Annotated in this window: 15 protein-coding genes and 1 pseudogene; 12 read left to right on the forward strand and 4 right to left on the reverse strand. The window is 58.1% G+C overall.

What is annotated here, in order from left to right; all coding sequences use genetic code 11:
• Nucleotides 1–41 precede the first annotated feature (41 nt).
• On the reverse strand, nt 42–800 hold the full coding sequence (locus tag INS80_RS06170; protein ID WP_192964800.1) for a hypothetical protein: 759 nt from the start codon (nt 798–800) through the stop codon (nt 42–44).
• Nucleotides 801–937: 137 nt separating this feature from the next.
• Here INS80_RS06170 and INS80_RS06175 point away from each other — a divergent pair, with 137 nt between their 5' ends.
• From INS80_RS06175 to INS80_RS06185, 3 genes are all read left to right on the forward strand, one after another.
• Nucleotides 938–2164 carry an argininosuccinate synthase gene (locus INS80_RS06175; RefSeq protein WP_192964801.1) on the forward strand — a complete coding sequence of 409 codons (1227 nt, stop codon included), beginning with the start codon at nt 938–940 and terminating at the stop codon, nt 2162–2164.
• A complete protein-coding gene (locus INS80_RS06180) occupies nt 2161–2625 on the forward strand; it encodes a DUF1810 domain-containing protein (RefSeq protein ID WP_369411374.1) in 465 nt (154 codons plus the stop codon). Before INS80_RS06175 ends, INS80_RS06180 begins: the two co-directional genes overlap by 4 nt.
• An 80-nt stretch (nt 2626–2705) precedes the next feature.
• A complete protein-coding gene (locus INS80_RS06185; RefSeq protein ID WP_192964802.1) occupies nt 2706–2990 on the forward strand; it encodes an SCP2 sterol-binding domain-containing protein in 285 nt (94 codons plus the stop codon).
• Nucleotides 2991–3012: 22 nt separating this feature from the next.
• Here the strand turns inward: INS80_RS06185 and INS80_RS06190 are convergent, their stop codons facing one another.
• Together INS80_RS06190 and INS80_RS06195 are read right to left on the reverse strand one after the other, a co-directional pair.
• Nucleotides 3013–3726, reverse strand: coding sequence for a sulfotransferase-like domain-containing protein (locus INS80_RS06190; protein ID WP_192964803.1), 714 nt, complete (start codon nt 3724–3726; stop codon nt 3013–3015).
• Complete coding sequence (locus INS80_RS06195) at nt 3726–4634, reverse strand: D-amino acid aminotransferase (RefSeq protein WP_192964804.1); 909 nt, start codon at nt 4632–4634, stop codon at nt 3726–3728. The genes INS80_RS06190 and INS80_RS06195 overlap by 1 nt, the downstream gene beginning before the upstream one ends.
• A 141-nt stretch (nt 4635–4775) precedes the next feature.
• On the opposite strand from INS80_RS06195, the gene msrA reads away from it, so the two are divergent.
• The 7 genes and pseudogenes from msrA to INS80_RS06230 all read left to right on the forward strand — a co-directional run bounded on the left by msrA (nt 4776) and on the right by INS80_RS06230 (nt 10953).
• The gene (gene msrA / locus INS80_RS06200; RefSeq protein WP_192964805.1) at nt 4776–5441 is read left to right on the forward strand and encodes a peptide-methionine (S)-S-oxide reductase MsrA; all 666 of its coding nucleotides are present in this window, start codon (nt 4776–4778) and stop codon (nt 5439–5441) included.
• A gap of 262 nt (nt 5442–5703) precedes the next feature.
• Nucleotides 5704–6405 carry a substrate-binding periplasmic protein gene (locus tag INS80_RS06205; protein WP_192964806.1) on the forward strand — a complete coding sequence of 234 codons (702 nt, stop codon included), beginning with the start codon at nt 5704–5706 and terminating at the stop codon, nt 6403–6405.
• A 207-nt stretch (nt 6406–6612) separates the two neighbouring features.
• A pseudogene (locus tag INS80_RS06210) lies at nt 6613–8205 on the forward strand (diguanylate cyclase domain-containing protein); the annotation flags it as partial.
• Nucleotides 8206–8243: 38 nt separating this feature from the next.
• On the forward strand, nt 8244–8777 hold the full coding sequence (locus tag INS80_RS19395) for an EAL domain-containing protein (protein WP_255430520.1): 534 nt from the start codon (nt 8244–8246) through the stop codon (nt 8775–8777).
• A 238-nt stretch (nt 8778–9015) separates the two neighbouring features.
• Nucleotides 9016–9780 (forward strand): energy-coupling factor ABC transporter ATP-binding protein, encoded by a 765-nt coding sequence (locus INS80_RS06220; RefSeq protein WP_226892572.1) that lies wholly within the window; start codon nt 9016–9018, stop codon nt 9778–9780.
• Nucleotides 9755–10354 (forward strand): energy-coupling factor transporter transmembrane component T family protein, encoded by a 600-nt coding sequence (locus INS80_RS06225; protein ID WP_192964811.1) that lies wholly within the window; start codon nt 9755–9757, stop codon nt 10352–10354. The genes INS80_RS06220 and INS80_RS06225 overlap by 26 nt, the downstream gene beginning before the upstream one ends.
• Nucleotides 10355–10404: 50 nt before the next feature.
• Nucleotides 10405–10953, forward strand: coding sequence for a biotin transporter BioY (locus tag INS80_RS06230; protein WP_192964812.1), 549 nt, complete (start codon nt 10405–10407; stop codon nt 10951–10953).
• A gap of 86 nt (nt 10954–11039) precedes the next feature.
• Here INS80_RS06230 and INS80_RS06235 read toward each other — a convergent pair whose 3' ends face one another.
• Nucleotides 11040–11453 carry a response regulator gene (locus INS80_RS06235; RefSeq protein WP_192964813.1) on the reverse strand — a complete coding sequence of 138 codons (414 nt, stop codon included), beginning with the start codon at nt 11451–11453 and terminating at the stop codon, nt 11040–11042.
• Nucleotides 11454–12287: 834 nt separating this feature from the next.
• Between INS80_RS06235 and INS80_RS06240 the strand changes: the two genes are divergently transcribed.
• The gene (locus INS80_RS06240) at nt 12288–14618 is read left to right on the forward strand and encodes a CHASE3 domain-containing protein (protein ID WP_226892573.1); all 2331 of its coding nucleotides are present in this window, start codon (nt 12288–12290) and stop codon (nt 14616–14618) included.
• Nucleotides 14619–14771: 153 nt separating this feature from the next.
• Complete coding sequence (gene ahcY, locus INS80_RS06245; RefSeq protein ID WP_192964815.1) at nt 14772–16160, forward strand: adenosylhomocysteinase; 1389 nt, start codon at nt 14772–14774, stop codon at nt 16158–16160.
• Nucleotides 16161–16212 lie beyond the last annotated feature (52 nt).

Genomic DNA, 16212 nt, shown 5'->3' on the forward strand with positions numbered 1-16212 from the left:
GGCAAGGGGCGGGCGCAAAGCATGCAAAAGAATACCGGAAATCAGATCGGGCGCTTTTCCACAAAATAGCCGTAGAGGGTCGTCAGGATGCTGATGTTCAGCAGGCTTAGCACGGCCGAAAAGCCGAGTTGGACAACGCTCATCAGCCATGGAATCGACGACAGACCAAGAAGAATTACAGACGCGGCGACATTTGCAAGGAATATGAAAAATCCCACGGCAAGGAAGGTCGGCCACTGGCCTTTTGTTGCGCGCAAAGCCTCACCAAGCCCGAAGGACGCCCCGATTGCCGCCGCTGGCAAGACCAGCACCATTCGGCTGACAAATACCAAAACAGCAACGAAACAGAACGCCATCAGAAGTGCACCGATCACGCCCCCAGCCTGCATGATTGCAGAACCGATGAACGCAACCGGAAGTATGCAGATCATAGAGACAAGCATCAGCTGAAGGCTGCGCAACAGATACATAAGCATGTTTGACGGGTTGAGCCGCGGGATCCACCCTTTCGGCATTTCTTCGAGCAGCACATAGCGGTGCCACGCCACAACACCCCACATGCTAATCAGGGCGACGACCAGTGAGAGCAAAAAGATCTGCAGTAATATCCCCGGCCCAACCATGCCGATTGGCACGGTGGTTCCATTTCCATGCATCGTCAGTTCGCTTGCCATCTGACCAACCATGGCAAATATCACCACGGCGATGAGAACCAGCGGCACAAGGAAGATCTGTACGGCTTGTTGAAAGTTCCTGCTGATCATTCCAATCGAATGCGAAAATAGCTTCCAGCCGGTCACGGGCAATATCTCCTGTAAATAGTCATCGCAGCGTTAATGCACGTTTTGCGGGCGGCAAGACAAGGAAAACCCGGCGAACCTTGCCCTTGCCGGCAAAACCCGTTACGCCGCAGACGTTCTGATCAAGAGGAAAACCCATGTCCGCGCCCAAGAAAGTTGTGCTGGCCTACTCTGGCGGCCTTGATACGTCGATCATCCTGAAATGGCTGCAGACCGAATATGGCTGCGAGGTGGTGACCTTTACCGCCGATCTGGGCCAGGGCGAAGAGCTGGAGCCTGCCCGCAAGAAGGCCGAGATGCTGGGCATCAAGCCGGAAAACATCTACATCGAAGACGTGCGCGAAGAGTTCGTGAAGGACTTCGTCTTCCCGATGTTCCGCGCCAATGCGCTTTATGAAGGCGAGTACCTGCTGGGCACCTCGATCGCGCGCCCGCTGATCTCCAAACGTCTAGTGGAAATCGCCGCCGAAACCGGCGCCGATGCTGTCGCCCATGGCGCCACCGGCAAGGGCAACGACCAGGTGCGCTTCGAACTCGCGGCTTACGCGCTGAACCCCGACATCAAGGTGATCGCGCCCTGGCGGGAATGGGACCTCACCTCGCGCACGCGCCTCTTGGAGTTTGCCGAAAAGAACCAGATCCCGATTGCCAAGGACAAGCGCGGCGAGGCGCCCTTCTCGGTCGATGCGAACCTGCTGCACACCTCCTCCGAAGGCAAGGTGCTGGAAGATCCCGCCGAGCAGGCACCGGATTACGTCTACCAGCGCACCGTCAGCCCCGAGGACGCGCCGGATACACCCGAAGTGATCACTATCGGTTTCGAGCAGGGCGATGCAGTCTCGATCAACGGCGAGGCGATGAGCCCGGCCACCATCCTGACCGCGCTGAACGAATACGGCCGCAAGCACGGTATTGGCCGCCTCGACTTCGTGGAAAATCGCTTTGTCGGCATGAAATCCCGCGGCATCTATGAAACCCCCGGCGGCACCATCCTGCTGGCCGCGCACCGCGGCATCGAGCAGATCACCCTGGACAGCGGCGCAGGTCACCTGAAGGATTCGATCATGCCCCGCTATGCCGAGCTGATCTACAACGGCTTCTGGTACAGCCCCGAGCGTGAAATGTTGCAGGCCCTGATCGACAAGAGCCAGGAGCATGTCACCGGCACCGTGACTCTGAAGCTTTACAAAGGGTCGGCCTTTGTTGTGGCACGCGACTCTGAACACTCGCTCTATTCCGAGGCCCATGTGACCTTTGAAGAGGACGCCGGCGCCTACAACCAGGAAGATGCCGCAGGCTTTATCCAGCTCAACGCCCTGCGCCTGAAACTGCTGGCCGCGCGCGAGCGCCGCCTGAAGAAGTGAGCGACGATTACGACATAGACGGCGACTTCGAGGACGATTTCGAAGAAGAGCTGGAGATGTTCGTCGAAGCCCAGGACACGGTCTGGTCCGATGTCCGGAGCGAGCTTTCTGCGGGTAAAAAGACGAGCCACTGGATGTGGTTCGTCTTCCCGCAACTGGCCGAGCTTGGCAAATCTCACATGGCGCAGCTATACGGGATTGAAGACCTGGCCGAGGCCAAAGCCTACCTCGGTCACGAGGTTCTGGGTCCGCGCTTGGCAGAGGTCGCCGGGCTTATGCTGTCCCATCAGGGGCAGGACGCGGCTGAGATCCTTGGCAAGGTGGACGCCAAGAAACTGCGCTCTTCCATGACGCTATTTGCCGCCGTGCCGGATGCGCCCGATGCGTTCAAGCAGGTGATCGACGCCTTTTACGGCGGCACCCCCTGCCCGCTCACGATTGAAGCACTGGCAAACACCTGAGGCCCACCTCCCGCGTGGTCATGCTTGCCCAGCGCGTGTCACTTGCTTTACCCGAAGGTCAAGCAAGAGGAGATCCCCTGATGGCCCTTCAAGACATCGCCGCCGGTATCCAGTCCGGCCTGTCCGGCAAAAGCTTTGACGGCTCGCTGAAATTCGACTGCGGCGAGGATGGTGTCATCGTTCTGGCCGATGGCACCGCAACCACCGAAGACCGCGAGACGGACTGCACCCTGCGCCTGTCGCAGGAGAACCTGAAAAAGCTGCTGACCGGCAAATTGAACCCGATGACCGCCGTGATGATGGGCAAGATAAAGATCACTGGTGACATGGGCGTCGCGATGAAACTGGGCAAGCTGATCGGATAACCAGCCTGCCCGGTTGGCGGCTTCAGATTTTCGCCGCCTTAAGCTGCTCGTAGTAAGGCATCGCGGCATCCAGCACCGGTTGCAGGTGCTCAGGCACCTCGGGCAGATCGCCTTCGGGGCCTGCGAATCCGGTAGAGGTCCAGACCGCACCGTACCAGACCTCGGCCCAGACGCCGTCGTCCTTGTGACCGCCCTTGGGCCAGGACAACATTTTCGGCGAATAAGGCAGACCGATCGCCTCGCACATCTGTTCCAGCTTGGCGGCGGGATCGTGGCGGATGTCATGACTGTCCACCACCACTGGCGACTGCCCCCAGCTGCGGCAGAGATCATACAGCTCGGCTTGCTGGCGAAACCCGATATCGTCCAGCGTCGGGTTTTCGCGTTTCGCCGCATAAGAGGCGATGACCCGCGCCGGGTGGCGGATCAGGAAGACATTGGTCACATCCCGCATCCAGTCGCGCGGCATTCCGGGAATCATGTGCTGGCTCATATGCTTTTGATAATAGACCGGTTTTGCCGCCGGTATGGGGCCAAGCAGCATATCGGCGACCGCGTTCGGATCCTGGCTCTGGCTCTCCAGGATCTCCTCCCGCATGGGATGGTCCAGCCCGGTCATCTTCAGATAGGCGGCATAGAACGGCTCATCCACCACCGCGCAATCGCCCCTGTTGCCAAAGGCATACATCATCGCCGTCGACAGGTTCCGCGGCCCCGACCACATTGCAATCCGCATCAGGCGCACTCCTTTTCGATCAATGCCTTGTAAAGCGCCCGGATCCGTTTGGTCATAGGGCCCATCTCGCCCGTGCCGATCTGGCGCCCGTCGATCATCCCCACCGGCGTCTGAGCCCCGAAGGTGCCGGTCAAAAAGGCCTCATCCGCGCCATAGGTATCGACCAAGGAGTAATTACGCTCGAACACCGGAATGTCATTGGCACGGCAGAGATCGATCACCTTTTGCCGGGTGATCCCATTCATGCAGTAATCTCCGGTCGAGGTCCAAACCTCCCCGCCGCGCACAATGAAGAAGTTGCAGGCGTTGGTGGTGTTCACAAAGCCGTTCACATCCAGCATCAGCCCCTCGTCCGCACCGGCCTTTTCAGCGGCGATACAGGCCAGGATGCAGTTCAGTTTGGAATGAGAATTCAGCTTGGGATCCTGGCTCATCGGCAGGCCCCGGATATGGGGCACCGTGGCCAGGTTGATCGGGCGCGGCAGGTTGGGGCGCGAATGCTCCATGATGATCACCATGGTCGGACCCTGCTGCGACAGGCTCGGGTGCTGGAAGGGCCGCGTTTTCGGACCGCGCGTCACCATCAGCCGGGCATGGGCGTCCGTGGTCATGCCATTGGCCTTTTGCGTGTCGAGCACCGCCTGTTTGACGCCTTCTGGGGTGAGGCCAATGTCCAGATCAATGGCCTTGGCCGCCTCGAACAGACGATTGAGATGCTCGTCGATGAAGGCCCAGGTTCCGTTGTAAAGCCGCAAGCCTTCCCAGACGCCATCGCCCAGCATGAAACCGCTGTCATAGACGCTGACGGTGGCCTCGGCCTTGGGCACGATGCGACCATTCACATAGATGAGGATCTCTTCGTTGCGCAGGTCTTCTTCGGCCTGATGGGTACTCATTTTTTCAGTCATCGGACCCTCCTTTTGCGGCACGCTAGCCAGATTGGATCCAATTTCCAAGTGATAACTTGCACTCACCTCTGCGTGACATTTGATGACACGGACTTGAGCAATAAGGAGGCGGACGGCAGGCTGAAGAAAACGGAGGCTATGATGAAGACACTGCATCAGATCAAACAGGTTTCCCTGGCCATCCTCATCCTGACGGCGGGCCTTGTGCGCGGCCATGAGGCGCAGGCAGCAGACACCGAAGTGTTGACCGTCGCAGGGGGCTGCTTCTGGTGTGTGGAAAGCGATTTCGAATCGGTGCCGGGCGTGATCGAGGCTGTCTCAGGTTATACTGGGGGAACGACGCAAAACCCCACTTACAAAGAGGTGACGCGGGGCGGCACCGGCCACTATGAGGCGGTTCAAATCCATTTTGACCCTGCTAAAGTCAGCCGCGCGACGCTGCTGAACCTGTTCTTCCGCTCGGTCGATCCCACGGATACAGGCGGTCAGTTCTGCGATCGCGGCGATAGCTACCGCACCGCCATCTTTGTCTCGGACGGGCAGCAAAGGTCCCTCGCACAGAAATCAAAAACCATGGCTCAGCAAGAGCTTGGACAGCCCGTTGTGACGCCGATTCTGGAGGAAAGCGTGTTTTATCCGGCAGAAGACTACCACCAGGATTACTACAAGGGAGACAAGCTGGTCTTCACCCGCTTTGGTCCCAAACGGCAGGCAGCAGCCTATAAGCGCTACAGGCAGGCTTGTGGCCGCGATGCACGTGTGCGGCAACTATGGGGGACAGCAGCACCTTTTGCAGCCGGTTATTGAGAGGGTCTGCACCCGCCCGGCAAGACCGCTTCCAGCTCGCGGGCCGGTCTTGCCGATTTCTACTAAACTTGTTGCGATAAACCTTGGGATTTTGGTCTAGTTTTTCGGGGCTTTGGCCGCCGCGCTGAGATTCAATTAACCGATCTTGTTCACCCTGAGATGTGTTCGGTTTCAGTGGTACAGGTAGATGTTCAACTCAGGTCTCTTTCGCGTCCTCAACTTGATCCTTGGCCTGACAGTTCTGTCAGTGCCGTGCACAGGCGTGCGCGCTGACACGATCGAACTGCGCGCTGATGTCTGGTGCCCGTTCAATTGCGAGCCGAACAGCGACCGCCCCGGCTTCATGGTCGAACTGGCGCAGGAAGCACTGGCGTTCTACGATCACGAGGTTCGCTATCAAACGCTGACCTGGGGCCGGAGCCTCGAAAAAACCCGCAACGGTGAGGTCAATGGCGTGATCGGCACGGATCAGGACGAGTCCCCTGACCTCGTTTTTGGTTCTCCCATGGCAGGGTATCAGGAAACCCTGGTCTTCCGCAAAGGTGAGGCGCGCGAGATCTCCACCTTTGAGGACCTCGAAGGTCTGCGGATTGGCGCTATCGTGGACTACGAATACCAGTCCATGATAAAGGCCTACGCCGACGAGCATGAACGGGATCCAACCCGCGTGCAGCTGATTGGAGGGGACAGTGCGCTCAAGCGCAACCTGCAGAAACTAATCGCCGGGCGCATCGATCTGACGATCGATGAAAGATCGGTGCTGGAATATGCCGTAGCGCAACTGGGCATCGCGGATGCGGTCGAGATCATGCCCAATAGCGACACGACCGATCTGTTCATCGCCTTTTCTCCGGCCCTGGAAAGCTCCCAGGTTTATGCCCGGCAACTTGCGGAAGGGATTGAGCGGCTCAAGGCCTCTGGTCGCTACGCCGAAATCCTCGCACGTTATGGATTGTCGGGGTAAAACGGAATGAGGTTATCTGGACCCAAAAACCTCCGTTCCCGCATCCTTGTGGGAGTTCTGGCGCCTGTCTTCCTGATCCTGGCCGCAGGTCTGGCGTATGAAGCGTTTGATCACCGGGTGCATCTGACACAAGGCCTGCACGAACGTGCCAAAATGATGGCTGGTCTGGCCGCAAGCACCCTGTCCCAGTCCATCTGGGACTTCGATATGCCACAGGTGGAAGAGACGCTGAAGCAGATCGTCGAGGTGGCCCACGTGGGGCACGCAGAGTTGGTCGCGTCAGATGGCACTGTGATCGCATCCACCACGGCGCCAGACTACATCCCCACCGAAGGGGATGTCTACAAAAGCCACCCGATAACCTACACTCTGGGCACTGAGACCGAGTTGCTTGGTCATCTCAACCTCGTCATTCCGATTGCGCATATCTCGGCCCCGCTCATAGAGGCGACGGGGCATCATATTCTGATCTCACTGATCATTTTCGTGCTGGTCTCCGGCACTGCATATTTTGTGCTGTCACGGCTGTCCAAACCATTGGGAGAAATTGGTGAGGCGGTCTCCGACCTGCGCAACGGTCGCCTTGATATCTCCATCCCGTACCAACAGCGCCAGGACGAGGTCGGCTTGCTAGCCCAGGCGCTTGAACAGATGCGCCGCAACGAGATCGAAATGGCTGATCTGCGCGCTCAAAGCACAGAAGCGGCGCGGCGCGAACGCAATCGGATCCACCGTGCGCTGAAATCCACCCGTGATGGCGTAATCGTGACAGATGAAACCGGGACCGTGGTCTTTACCAATGCCAATGCCTCAATTTTCTTTGCCGATGCCCGTGTTGGAGACAAGCTGAACTTCCGCTCGTGGCTGCCAGACGATGTTGCCGAGCAGGTTGAGGAGCGCGTCACCGCCAATGAAGATTTCGCGGCCGAAGCAAGCGTCACACATTTCAACAGCGGCGAGGAGTTGAACCTTTTGGTCAGGGGCGGGCCGATCCGCGATGAAGATGGGCTTTACCTCGGCACGCTTCTTCTGGCGACAGATCATAGCGATCAGGCACGTCAGGCGGCGCGCGTGAAATACATGGCAGAGCATGACAGCCTGACCAGCCTGCCCAATCGGCGACTTCTGGAACAAACTCTGGCAAGCTGGCTTGAGGCTGGCGACCAGGTATCAGTACTTCTGGCCGACCTCGACCATTTCAAGACCATCAACGACACCCTGGGTCATCCGACCGGCGATGCCCTTCTCAAGGTTGTTGCAGAAAAATTCTCCGCCAGCACCTCGACAGGAGCCTTGGCGGCACGGTTGGGCGGCGACGAGTTCGCGATCATCGTCAAAGGCGCCGCGAGCGAAGAACGCCTGACCAATATTGCCAACTCGCTTGTGTACGATCTGTCCAAGCCTTTGACGATTTCCGGCAATGTGCTGCACACCGGTATGAGCGCGGGTATTGCCACGATTGGAGGCAAGAACGTCAGGGCCGCCGACGGGATCCGCTGCGCCGACCTTGCGCTGTATGAGGCCAAGAACAGCGGACGCGGCAGGGTAGAGGTTTTTCACAACGATCTGGAAACCGCCATCAAACGCAAAGCGCTGCTGGAACGGGAGCTGCGCGCGGCGCTCAATGAAGACGGGATACGACCCGTTTATCAGGTCCAGACCGACCTGCGCACAGGAGAGATCATCGGATTCGAAACCCTCGCGCGCTGGCACCACCGACATCTGGGCAGCGTGTCGCCCGCCGAATTCATCCCGGTGGCCGAGGAATGCGGTTTGATTCGGGAGTTGACATATCAGATCATGACCCAGGCTCCACCGCCGCGGCGCGCTGGCACGATATGGGCTTCAAGGGCCGTGTCGCCGTCAATCTTTCCCCCAAGCTGTTCGGCTCGCAGGTGGATGAATTCGTCAACGACTGCCTTTATGAAACCGGTTGCCCCGCCAGCGCCGTTGAAGCGGAAATCACCGAAACCGTGGTTCTGTCCAGCGGACAATCCGCCCTACGCGAGATCGAAGCCCTGCAACGTCTTGGCGTGACCGTCGCGCTGGATGATTTCGGCATGGGGTATTCTTCGCTCAGCTACCTGCAGAAATTCCCTGTAGACAAGATCAAAGTAGACGCAGCCTTTGTCTCCAAACTGCCGGATTCACCGGAGACCAAGGCCATCGTGGTGGCAATCGCCGAACTTGGTCATGCGCTGGGAATGCGCGTGACCGGCGAAGGGGCTGAGACAGAGGAGCACCGCCGCCTTCTGCAGGAGTGCAAGGTGGACTATTTGCAGGGCTATTTTGACGGCCCGCCCCTGGCGGAACGTGCGGCCACGGCCCGTCTGTTCCCGGGTGAGGGGCTGCATCTTCAGATGTCTGGATAAATCTGGCGGAGCAGGTCAGTAAACCTTGCCAATCGGGGACACCCGGAGTGGCCAACGGAACAACTATGGACATCTAGTGACAAATTGAGACTTGTTTCCCTACACTGACGGGGTTTGGCCTGTTTCTCGTGCCATGGGACGCTGAAATTGTTGCCTGCTCGCAGAAATCAGCTATCACCTCCGGAGTTCTTTTTCAGGACACAGCCCCGTCCGGAATCGATCTGAAGGAGCCCTTCGCTTGAACCCTGCCGAGCAAGATAGCCTGCCCGCCCCCTCCCTTGGAGGCGTGACTGTTGAGTTGAAAGGCGTGTGCCTTTCTGCGGGCGGCAGATCGCTGTTGCAGGATGTCACCTTTTCGGCAGATCAGCCACGTGTGGGTATTGTCGGGCGCAACGGGTCCGGCAAGACGACGCTGGCCCGCGTTCTGAGCGGCCTCGTGGCACCTGACCATGGCGAAGCCCGGATCAATGGGACCAACATCAGCCGTGACCGAAAATCTGCACTTGGCCTCGTAGGTGTCCTGTTTCAAAATCCGGACCGCCAGATCATATTTCCGACAGTCGAGGAAGAACTCGCCTTTGGCCTGCGTCAGATGGGTATTGACGCGCGTGATGCGAATGAGCGTGTCGCGCAGATCCTAGACCGTTTTGGCAAGGCTCAATGGGCCACTGCCCCGACCCACCTGTTGTCCCAAGGGCAAAAGCAGCTGGTCTGCCTGATGGCCATCCTGTCCATGGCGCCCCGTGTGATCATCCTGGACGAGCCCTTCTCCGGCCTCGATATTCCCACGCGGATGCGCCTGCAGCGCTTGCTGGACAAGATCGATGCGCAAACCTTCCATATCTCACACGATCCACAACACCTAGAGCGGTATGACCGCATCCTGTGGATCGAAGCAGGTCAGATCAGGGCTGATGGCCCGGCACACAAGGTGCTACCTGAATTCACCGCGCAAATGACCACATGGGGAGCGAGCGATGATCTCTCTGACCTTCCCAACTAGAACCTGGGCACATCCTGTCCCGGTGGGCTGGAAACTGGCGTGTCTGTCGGGCGCCACAGTGGTTCTGTTTTCATTTGGCTCTTTGGCCGTGCAAACTGCCGCCCTGAGCCTCACAGCGGTGCTCTATCTGAGTGCGGGACGTGGTTTCGCCTGGAGCGGCCTTAAGACTCTACGTATCCTCTGGCCTTTTCTCACAGTCATCGTCCTATGGCACCTGATCGAGGGCTCGCCGCACGACGGGCTGTCCATCGCTCTGCGCCTCATGAGCACTGTGGCTCTGGCTAACTTTGTCACCATGACCAGTCGGCTGTCCGACATGATTGATCTAGCGGCCTGGCTGCTCTCCCCGTTGCGGCGACTTGGCCTCAGCACGCGCGGGCTCGAAATCGCGATTGCCCTGGTCATCCGGTTTACCCCCCTGCTTAGCCTGCGCGGTGCGCAACTGGTTGATGCATGGCGGGCAAGATCAGCGCGGCGCCCCTCTTGGCGCATCGCACTGCCCCTTACAGTCATGGCATTAGATGATGCCGATCACGTCGCTGAAGCCCTGAAGGCCCGCGGCGGCATTCAATAACTTTCCCGCCACGATACTCATCGCGCGGCAGACACAAGGACCAAAACACTATGGAACGTTCCATCGCCTATATCGCTCTTTTTGCGGCGCTGACTGCCGCCTTGGGCCTTGTCCCGCAGATCACCCTTGCCTCCGGCGTGCCAGTCACAGCGCAAAGCATGGGCATCATGCTATGCGGAACGGTCTTGGGCGCGCGGCGCGGATTCCTGGCCGTTCTCCTGTTTCTCTTGCTGGTCGCACTTGGTTTGCCACTGCTGTCCGGAGGACGCGGTGGGCTTGGCGTTTTTGGATCGCCCACTGCCGGCTTCCTGTTCGGCTTTCCGGTCGCAGCTTTTGTCACAGGCCTGATCATGGAGCGCATGCGGAGCGTCGCGGTCCTTCCCACCGCCATCCTCGCATCGCTCATCGGTGGAGTCCTTGTGCTTTATCTGTTTGGCGTTACAGGCATGGCCATAACGTTGAAAAAATCCTTCTTCGAAGCAGCTGCCCTGATCCTGGTCTACATCCCCGGAGACCTTCTGAAAGCGGTCATTACAGGTCTTCTGACTTCAGGATTGGCAAGAGCACGTCCGGGCAGCCTTTTGTCGCGACCGGCCTGATCATTGAACCCAAAAGGGCCAACCTAGCATCATTCAAGATTGGCGTAGGCTGCCTGCAGTCTGCGCCAATCTTTTTTGACTGGCCTCTATGTCTCCACGTCAGACAAATCGGTGCCGCAATACCGCCGCACCATGTTCAAGACCAGCCATTTGAACAAAGGCTTCGGGAGGATGTCTTCCATTCCCCACTCGGCACCGCCGTTGAACCGATAAAGGTTGGGGTAGCCGGACATGCCGACGATAGCAGGACGCTGCGCCGTATTCCCAAGCAAAGAAATCTGTTTCGACACTTCAAAGCCGAAATCCCCACCCGGGAAACGGATGTCCATGAAGACAAGCCCGTAAAACGAAGGTCGCGTCCTGCAGCGCTGAAGCGCGTCATAGGGATCTGAGCACATTTCGAAAGAAGCGCCCGCATCCAAAAGAAACCCTTCCAACCGATAGCGCACCCAAGGATCATCATCCACTGCGAGCACAACCGGTCCATGGTCATGTCCCATGGAAACGAGATTTGAACGCATTGGCATCAAGGTTTTCGTCTCCCAAAAACGGGGCGCGATCACTGGCGCTGTAACAAAAAGATGTGTGGCCCTTTAAGATCCAAAAACTGCAATGCCATGCAGCGCACTCCCGATACCCGGACAGAGCGCAAGTGCGCATGAGCGACATACTGAAAACGGACTTTTTAACCCAACCAACAACTCTCCCACACATTAGCATAGCACCTTTTCAACAGTCCTCAAAGTAATGCGCCGTAAAACTCGTGCAACATAGAGGCTTCAGAAAATCCACTTTTTTATTCTACCAAGATAATGTCATCAGGCATTTAATCCTCAGCCAACAAACATTCAGAACTTTTTACGATCAATTTCAGATAGTTAACATTCGATATCGCGGGCCTCCAGGCATGCTTTTGGTCACAACGCCCCCTATTTGACAAATGAGTACACCTTCTCATCTTGGCCGTATTACAAGAACGATTCAAATTAAACCTGGCGAACACGCCCTCCCCTCACACACAGATTAAAGCGCTGATATTGTACACTTTTCATTACTACCCCCTCTACGGAGCACGCCCGTTTCCATCAGCATAGCGCCTAAACTGAGAAATTGAGCTTAGCCCGACTCAGGGCATCAACGACGCCAAAGAAAAATCGCAAAATTAGCAACAAATAGAGGCCACTACAGAACACTCAATCCTTCCGCAAGATTTCAAAGTGATACTCCCCAAGAGCGAGTCGAAAAGGGAAAATGCGGTTATGAGTAGCAATTCTTCACACGGCACGACGGCAAAACGTTTGTCTCTTGCCAACCTACAGACAAAAACAAAGGTCATGCTGGTTGCGGCCGGTCCCCTGTTTCTAACTCTCGCCATCGGCGTGGTTGCCAGCATCAAGCTGAACCGAATGGCCGAAACCGACCGCTGGGTAGATCACACACACAGCGTACTCGCGCAAGGGAACGCGATCGTCGGAGCTGCCGTCAACATGGAGACAGGTATGCGTGGCTATCTGCTGGCAGGACAAGAAGAGTTTTTGGAGCCCTATCAAGCCGGGAATGCTGTCGCTCATGGACTATTGGCGGACCTTCAGGAAACCGTCAGCGACAACCCTCCTCAAGTCGCACGGCTGGAAGAGGCCGAAACGGTCTTGGACCAATGGCAATCCGACATAGCCCAGTCGCAGATCGAACTGAGACGCGAAATCGGCAATGCTCCAACCATGAATGACATGGCTGCCGAAGTGAAAAAGGGCAGAGGCAAAGCCTACTTCGACACATTCCGGGAGCAGATTCAAACCTTCATTGAAACCGAAGAAGCCCTGCTCACCGAACGCACGCAAGCCTTTACTGACCTCACAAACTCTGGCGAGATCAGCAGTGCCGCCGCGCGAGATACGATGCAGTGGGTCGATCACACGCATCGTGTGATCGCACAGGCGAAGGACATACTTGCCGCTGCCATCGATATCGAAACCGGCATGCGCGGCTTTCTTCTGGCTGGAGAAGAGCAATTCCTTGAGCCGCTGAACTCTGGTGTAGAACGATTTGACCGCCTCGTTGCAGAACTCTCGGAAACTGTCAGTGACAACCCTCCGCAAGTGGCGCGCCTGCAGGAAATCGGTGCCACAATCACCGAATGGCGCTCGGACGTGGTTGCTCCGATGATAGAGTTGCGCCGCGAGATTGGTGACTCCAAGACTATGGACGACATGGCCAAACTGATAAGCGAAGCCCGTGGCAAAGTTTTCTTTGATCAGTTCAGAGCCTTGATGGACGAATTCATGGCGATCGAACAAGATCTCATGAGCGAGCGCAAAGAAGCAAAAGCCGACACTGCATCAATGACAAAAGACATGTTGATGGGGGCGGTTACCTTGGCCTTTGTTGTCGGCGGTCTACTGGCCTGGTTGATTGGCTCAAACATTTCTTCCGCGATCCGCACTGTCACAGAGGCGATGACCCGCCTTGCAGGTGGCGATCAGGAGACCCGCATCCGCGGCCAGCGCCGCCGAGATGAAGTCGGCCAGATGGCACGATCACTGGACGTTTTCCGGGAAAAGCTGGTCCGAGAGAAACAGCTCGAAGAAGAGCAGAAAAAACGGGACGCCGAACAGCACTTTGTAGTGGGTGAATTGACCGAACGCCTGTCGTTGCTGGCTCAGGGCGATCTGACAGTGGAGATCCCAAACGAGTTCCCTGCCTACTACGAACAGCTGCGGCTCGACTTCAATACGTCTATCCAAAACCTCAAATCAACCTGCGAACAGGTCGTCGACTCTGCGCAGAGCATCCGCAACGGCGCGGCCGAGATCAGCCAGTCTTCGGATGATCTGTCGCACCGCACCGAAAGCCAGGCGGCCACCCTTGAAGAGACCGCCGCGGCCCTCGATGAACTCACCGCAAGCGTGAAATCCGCCGCCGAAGGTGCGCGCAGCGTCGAAAACATCATGGAAGAGGCCAAGCAGGAGGCCGAGAACAGCGGCGTCGTTGTGCAAAGCGCGGTGTCGGCGATGACCGAGATCGAGCAGTCCTCGACCCATATCGCGCAGATCATCAGCGTGATCGATGATATCGCCTTCCAGACCAACCTTCTGGCGCTGAACGCAGGCGTCGAAGCCGCCCGCGCGGGCGAAGCGGGCCGCGGCTTTGCGGTGGTGGCCTCCGAAGTGCGGGCGCTGGCGCAGCGTTCTTCGGATGCGGCGATGGAGATCAAGACGCTGATCAGCGACAGCTCGCGCCAGGTGGAGCGCGGCGTGGATCTGGTCGGCAAGGCGGGCGATGCGCTCACCAATATCGTCGAGCGGGTGAACCATATCTCGAAGCTGGTGACGGATATTGCCGAAGGTGCTGTGGAGCAATCCACCGGCCTCGGGGAAATCAACACCGGGGTGGTGCAGCTTGATCAGGTGACGCAGCAGAACGCGGCCATGGTCGAAGAGGCGACGGCTGCGGGCCATATGCTGAACAGCGATGCAACCAAACTGGCCGAGCTGGTGGCGGCATTCAAACTGGGTGCGGGCATAGAACCGGCCGACAAAAACGCGCCTAAACCGACAGCGCATGGAGACATGGCTGGGGATGACGAGATCAAGAAACCTGCCCCAGCTCAGCGGCTCCAGATTGTGGAGGGGAATGCCGCGCTGGACACATGGGAAGAGTTCTAAGGATCCTGACTGAAGGCTTTGAGGGGGCGCCGCTACAGCGTCCCCCCTTTGGTCGCTGGCCTTGTTTGTTCCGGTATCCATCTTCGTTGCTTGTAAAGGATTGTGGTGTTAGCAGCTTTGGCAAGTTGTGTTTACCCAGAATGGAGTTTGCCAATGGGCGCGGACTATATCGTGAAAGACATCTCGCTGGCCGGGTTTGGTCGCAAGGAACTGGACATCGCCGAGACCGAGATGCCAGGGCTGATGGCTCTGCGCGAGGAATATGGGGACGCCAAACCCCTGAAGGGCGCGCGCATTGTCGGCTCGCTGCATATGACCATCCAGACCGCGGTTCTGATCGAGACGCTGGTGGCGCTGGGCGCCGATGTGCGCTGGGCTTCCTGCAACATCTTCTCGACCCAGGATCACGCGGCGGCGGCCATCGCCGAGGCGGGCATCCCGGTCTTTGCCATCAAGGGCCAGACCCTTGAGGAGCACTGGGATTACCTCGACAAGAGCTTCATGTTCCCCGAGGGCGCCAACATGATCCTCGACGATGGCGGCGATGCGACGCTCTATGTCCTCTTGGGCGCTCGCGCCGAGGCCGGGGAAGACATCCTCCCGGTGCCACAATCCGAGGAAGAAGAGGTCATCAAGGCGCAGATCAAAAAGCGGATGGCGGCCTCGCCCGGCTGGTTCACCAAGACCCGCGATGCGATCAAGGGCGTCTCCGAAGAGACCACGACGGGCGTCAACCGGCTCTATCAGCTGGTCAAGGACGGCCAGCTGCCCTTTCCGGCGATCAACGTCAACGACTCGGTGACCAAGTCGAAGTTCGACAACAAATACGGCTGCAAGGAATCGCTGGTCGACGGCATCCGCCGCGCCACCGACGTGATGATGGCGGGCAAGGTCGCGGTGGTCTGCGGCTATGGCGACGTGGGCAAGGGCTCGGCCGCCTCGCTGGCGGGTGCGGGCGCGCGGGTCAAGGTGACCGAAGCCGACCCGATCTGCGCTTTGCAGGCGGCGATGGACGGCTTTGAGGTTGTGCTGCTCGAGGATGTGGTGGGGCAAGCCGACATCTTTATCACCACCACCGGCAACAAGGACGTGATCCGCATCGAGCACATGCGCGAGATGAAGGACATGGCCATCGTCGGCAACATCGGCCATTTCGACAACGAGATCCAAGTGGCGAGCCTCAAGAACCACAAGTGGACCAATATCAAGGAACAGGTGGACATGATCGAGATGCCCTCGGGCAACCGTCTGATCCTTTTGTCCGAGGGGCGTCTTCTGAACCTCGGCAATGCGACGGGGCATCCGTCCTTCGTGATGTCGGCCTCCTTCACCAACCAGGTTCTGGCCCAGATCGAGCTGTGGACCCGCGGTGAAAACTACAAGAACGAGGTCTACATCCTGCCCAAGCACCTGGATGAAAAGGTGGCGCGGCTGCATCTGGGCCGGATCGGTGTGAAGCTGACCCAGCTCAGCGCGGAACAGGCCGCCTACATCGGCGTCAGCCCCGAGGGCCCCTTCAAGCCGGAACACTACAGATACTGAGCAACACATCGCCAAAATCCAAACGACAAAGCCCCCGCACAAATTCGCGGGG

It is taken from the genome of Phycobacter azelaicus, assembly GCF_014884385.1.
In the GTDB taxonomy this organism is placed as follows: domain Bacteria; phylum Pseudomonadota; class Alphaproteobacteria; order Rhodobacterales; family Rhodobacteraceae; genus Phycobacter; species Phycobacter azelaicus.

What these genes read in the sequence shown, in the direction of transcription:
- INS80_RS06175 (WP_192964801.1), top strand. Translation starts at nt 938, where the DNA reads ATGTCCGCGCCCAAGAAAGTTGTGCTGGCCTACTCTGGCGGCCTTGAT.
- INS80_RS06185 (WP_192964802.1), top strand. Translation starts at nt 2,706, where the DNA reads ATGGCCCTTCAAGACATCGCCGCCGGTATCCAGTCCGGCCTGTCCGGC.
- INS80_RS06190 (WP_192964803.1), bottom strand. Translation starts at nt 3,726, where the DNA reads ATGCGGATTGCAATGTGGTCGGGGCCGCGGAACCTGTCGACGGCGATG.
- INS80_RS06195 (WP_192964804.1), bottom strand. Translation starts at nt 4,634, where the DNA reads ATGACTGAAAAAATGAGTACCCATCAGGCCGAAGAAGACCTGCGCAAC.
- msrA (WP_192964805.1), top strand. Translation starts at nt 4,776, where the DNA reads ATGAAGACACTGCATCAGATCAAACAGGTTTCCCTGGCCATCCTCATC.
- INS80_RS19395 (WP_255430520.1), top strand. Translation starts at nt 8,244, where the DNA reads ATGGGCTTCAAGGGCCGTGTCGCCGTCAATCTTTCCCCCAAGCTGTTC.
- INS80_RS06225 (WP_192964811.1), top strand. Translation starts at nt 9,755, where the DNA reads ATGATCTCTCTGACCTTCCCAACTAGAACCTGGGCACATCCTGTCCCG.
- INS80_RS06230 (WP_192964812.1), top strand. Translation starts at nt 10,405, where the DNA reads ATGGAACGTTCCATCGCCTATATCGCTCTTTTTGCGGCGCTGACTGCC.
- INS80_RS06235 (WP_192964813.1), bottom strand. Translation starts at nt 11,453, where the DNA reads ATGGGACATGACCATGGACCGGTTGTGCTCGCAGTGGATGATGATCCT.
- INS80_RS06240 (WP_226892573.1), top strand. Translation starts at nt 12,288, where the DNA reads ATGCTGGTTGCGGCCGGTCCCCTGTTTCTAACTCTCGCCATCGGCGTG.
- ahcY (WP_192964815.1), top strand. Translation starts at nt 14,772, where the DNA reads ATGGGCGCGGACTATATCGTGAAAGACATCTCGCTGGCCGGGTTTGGT.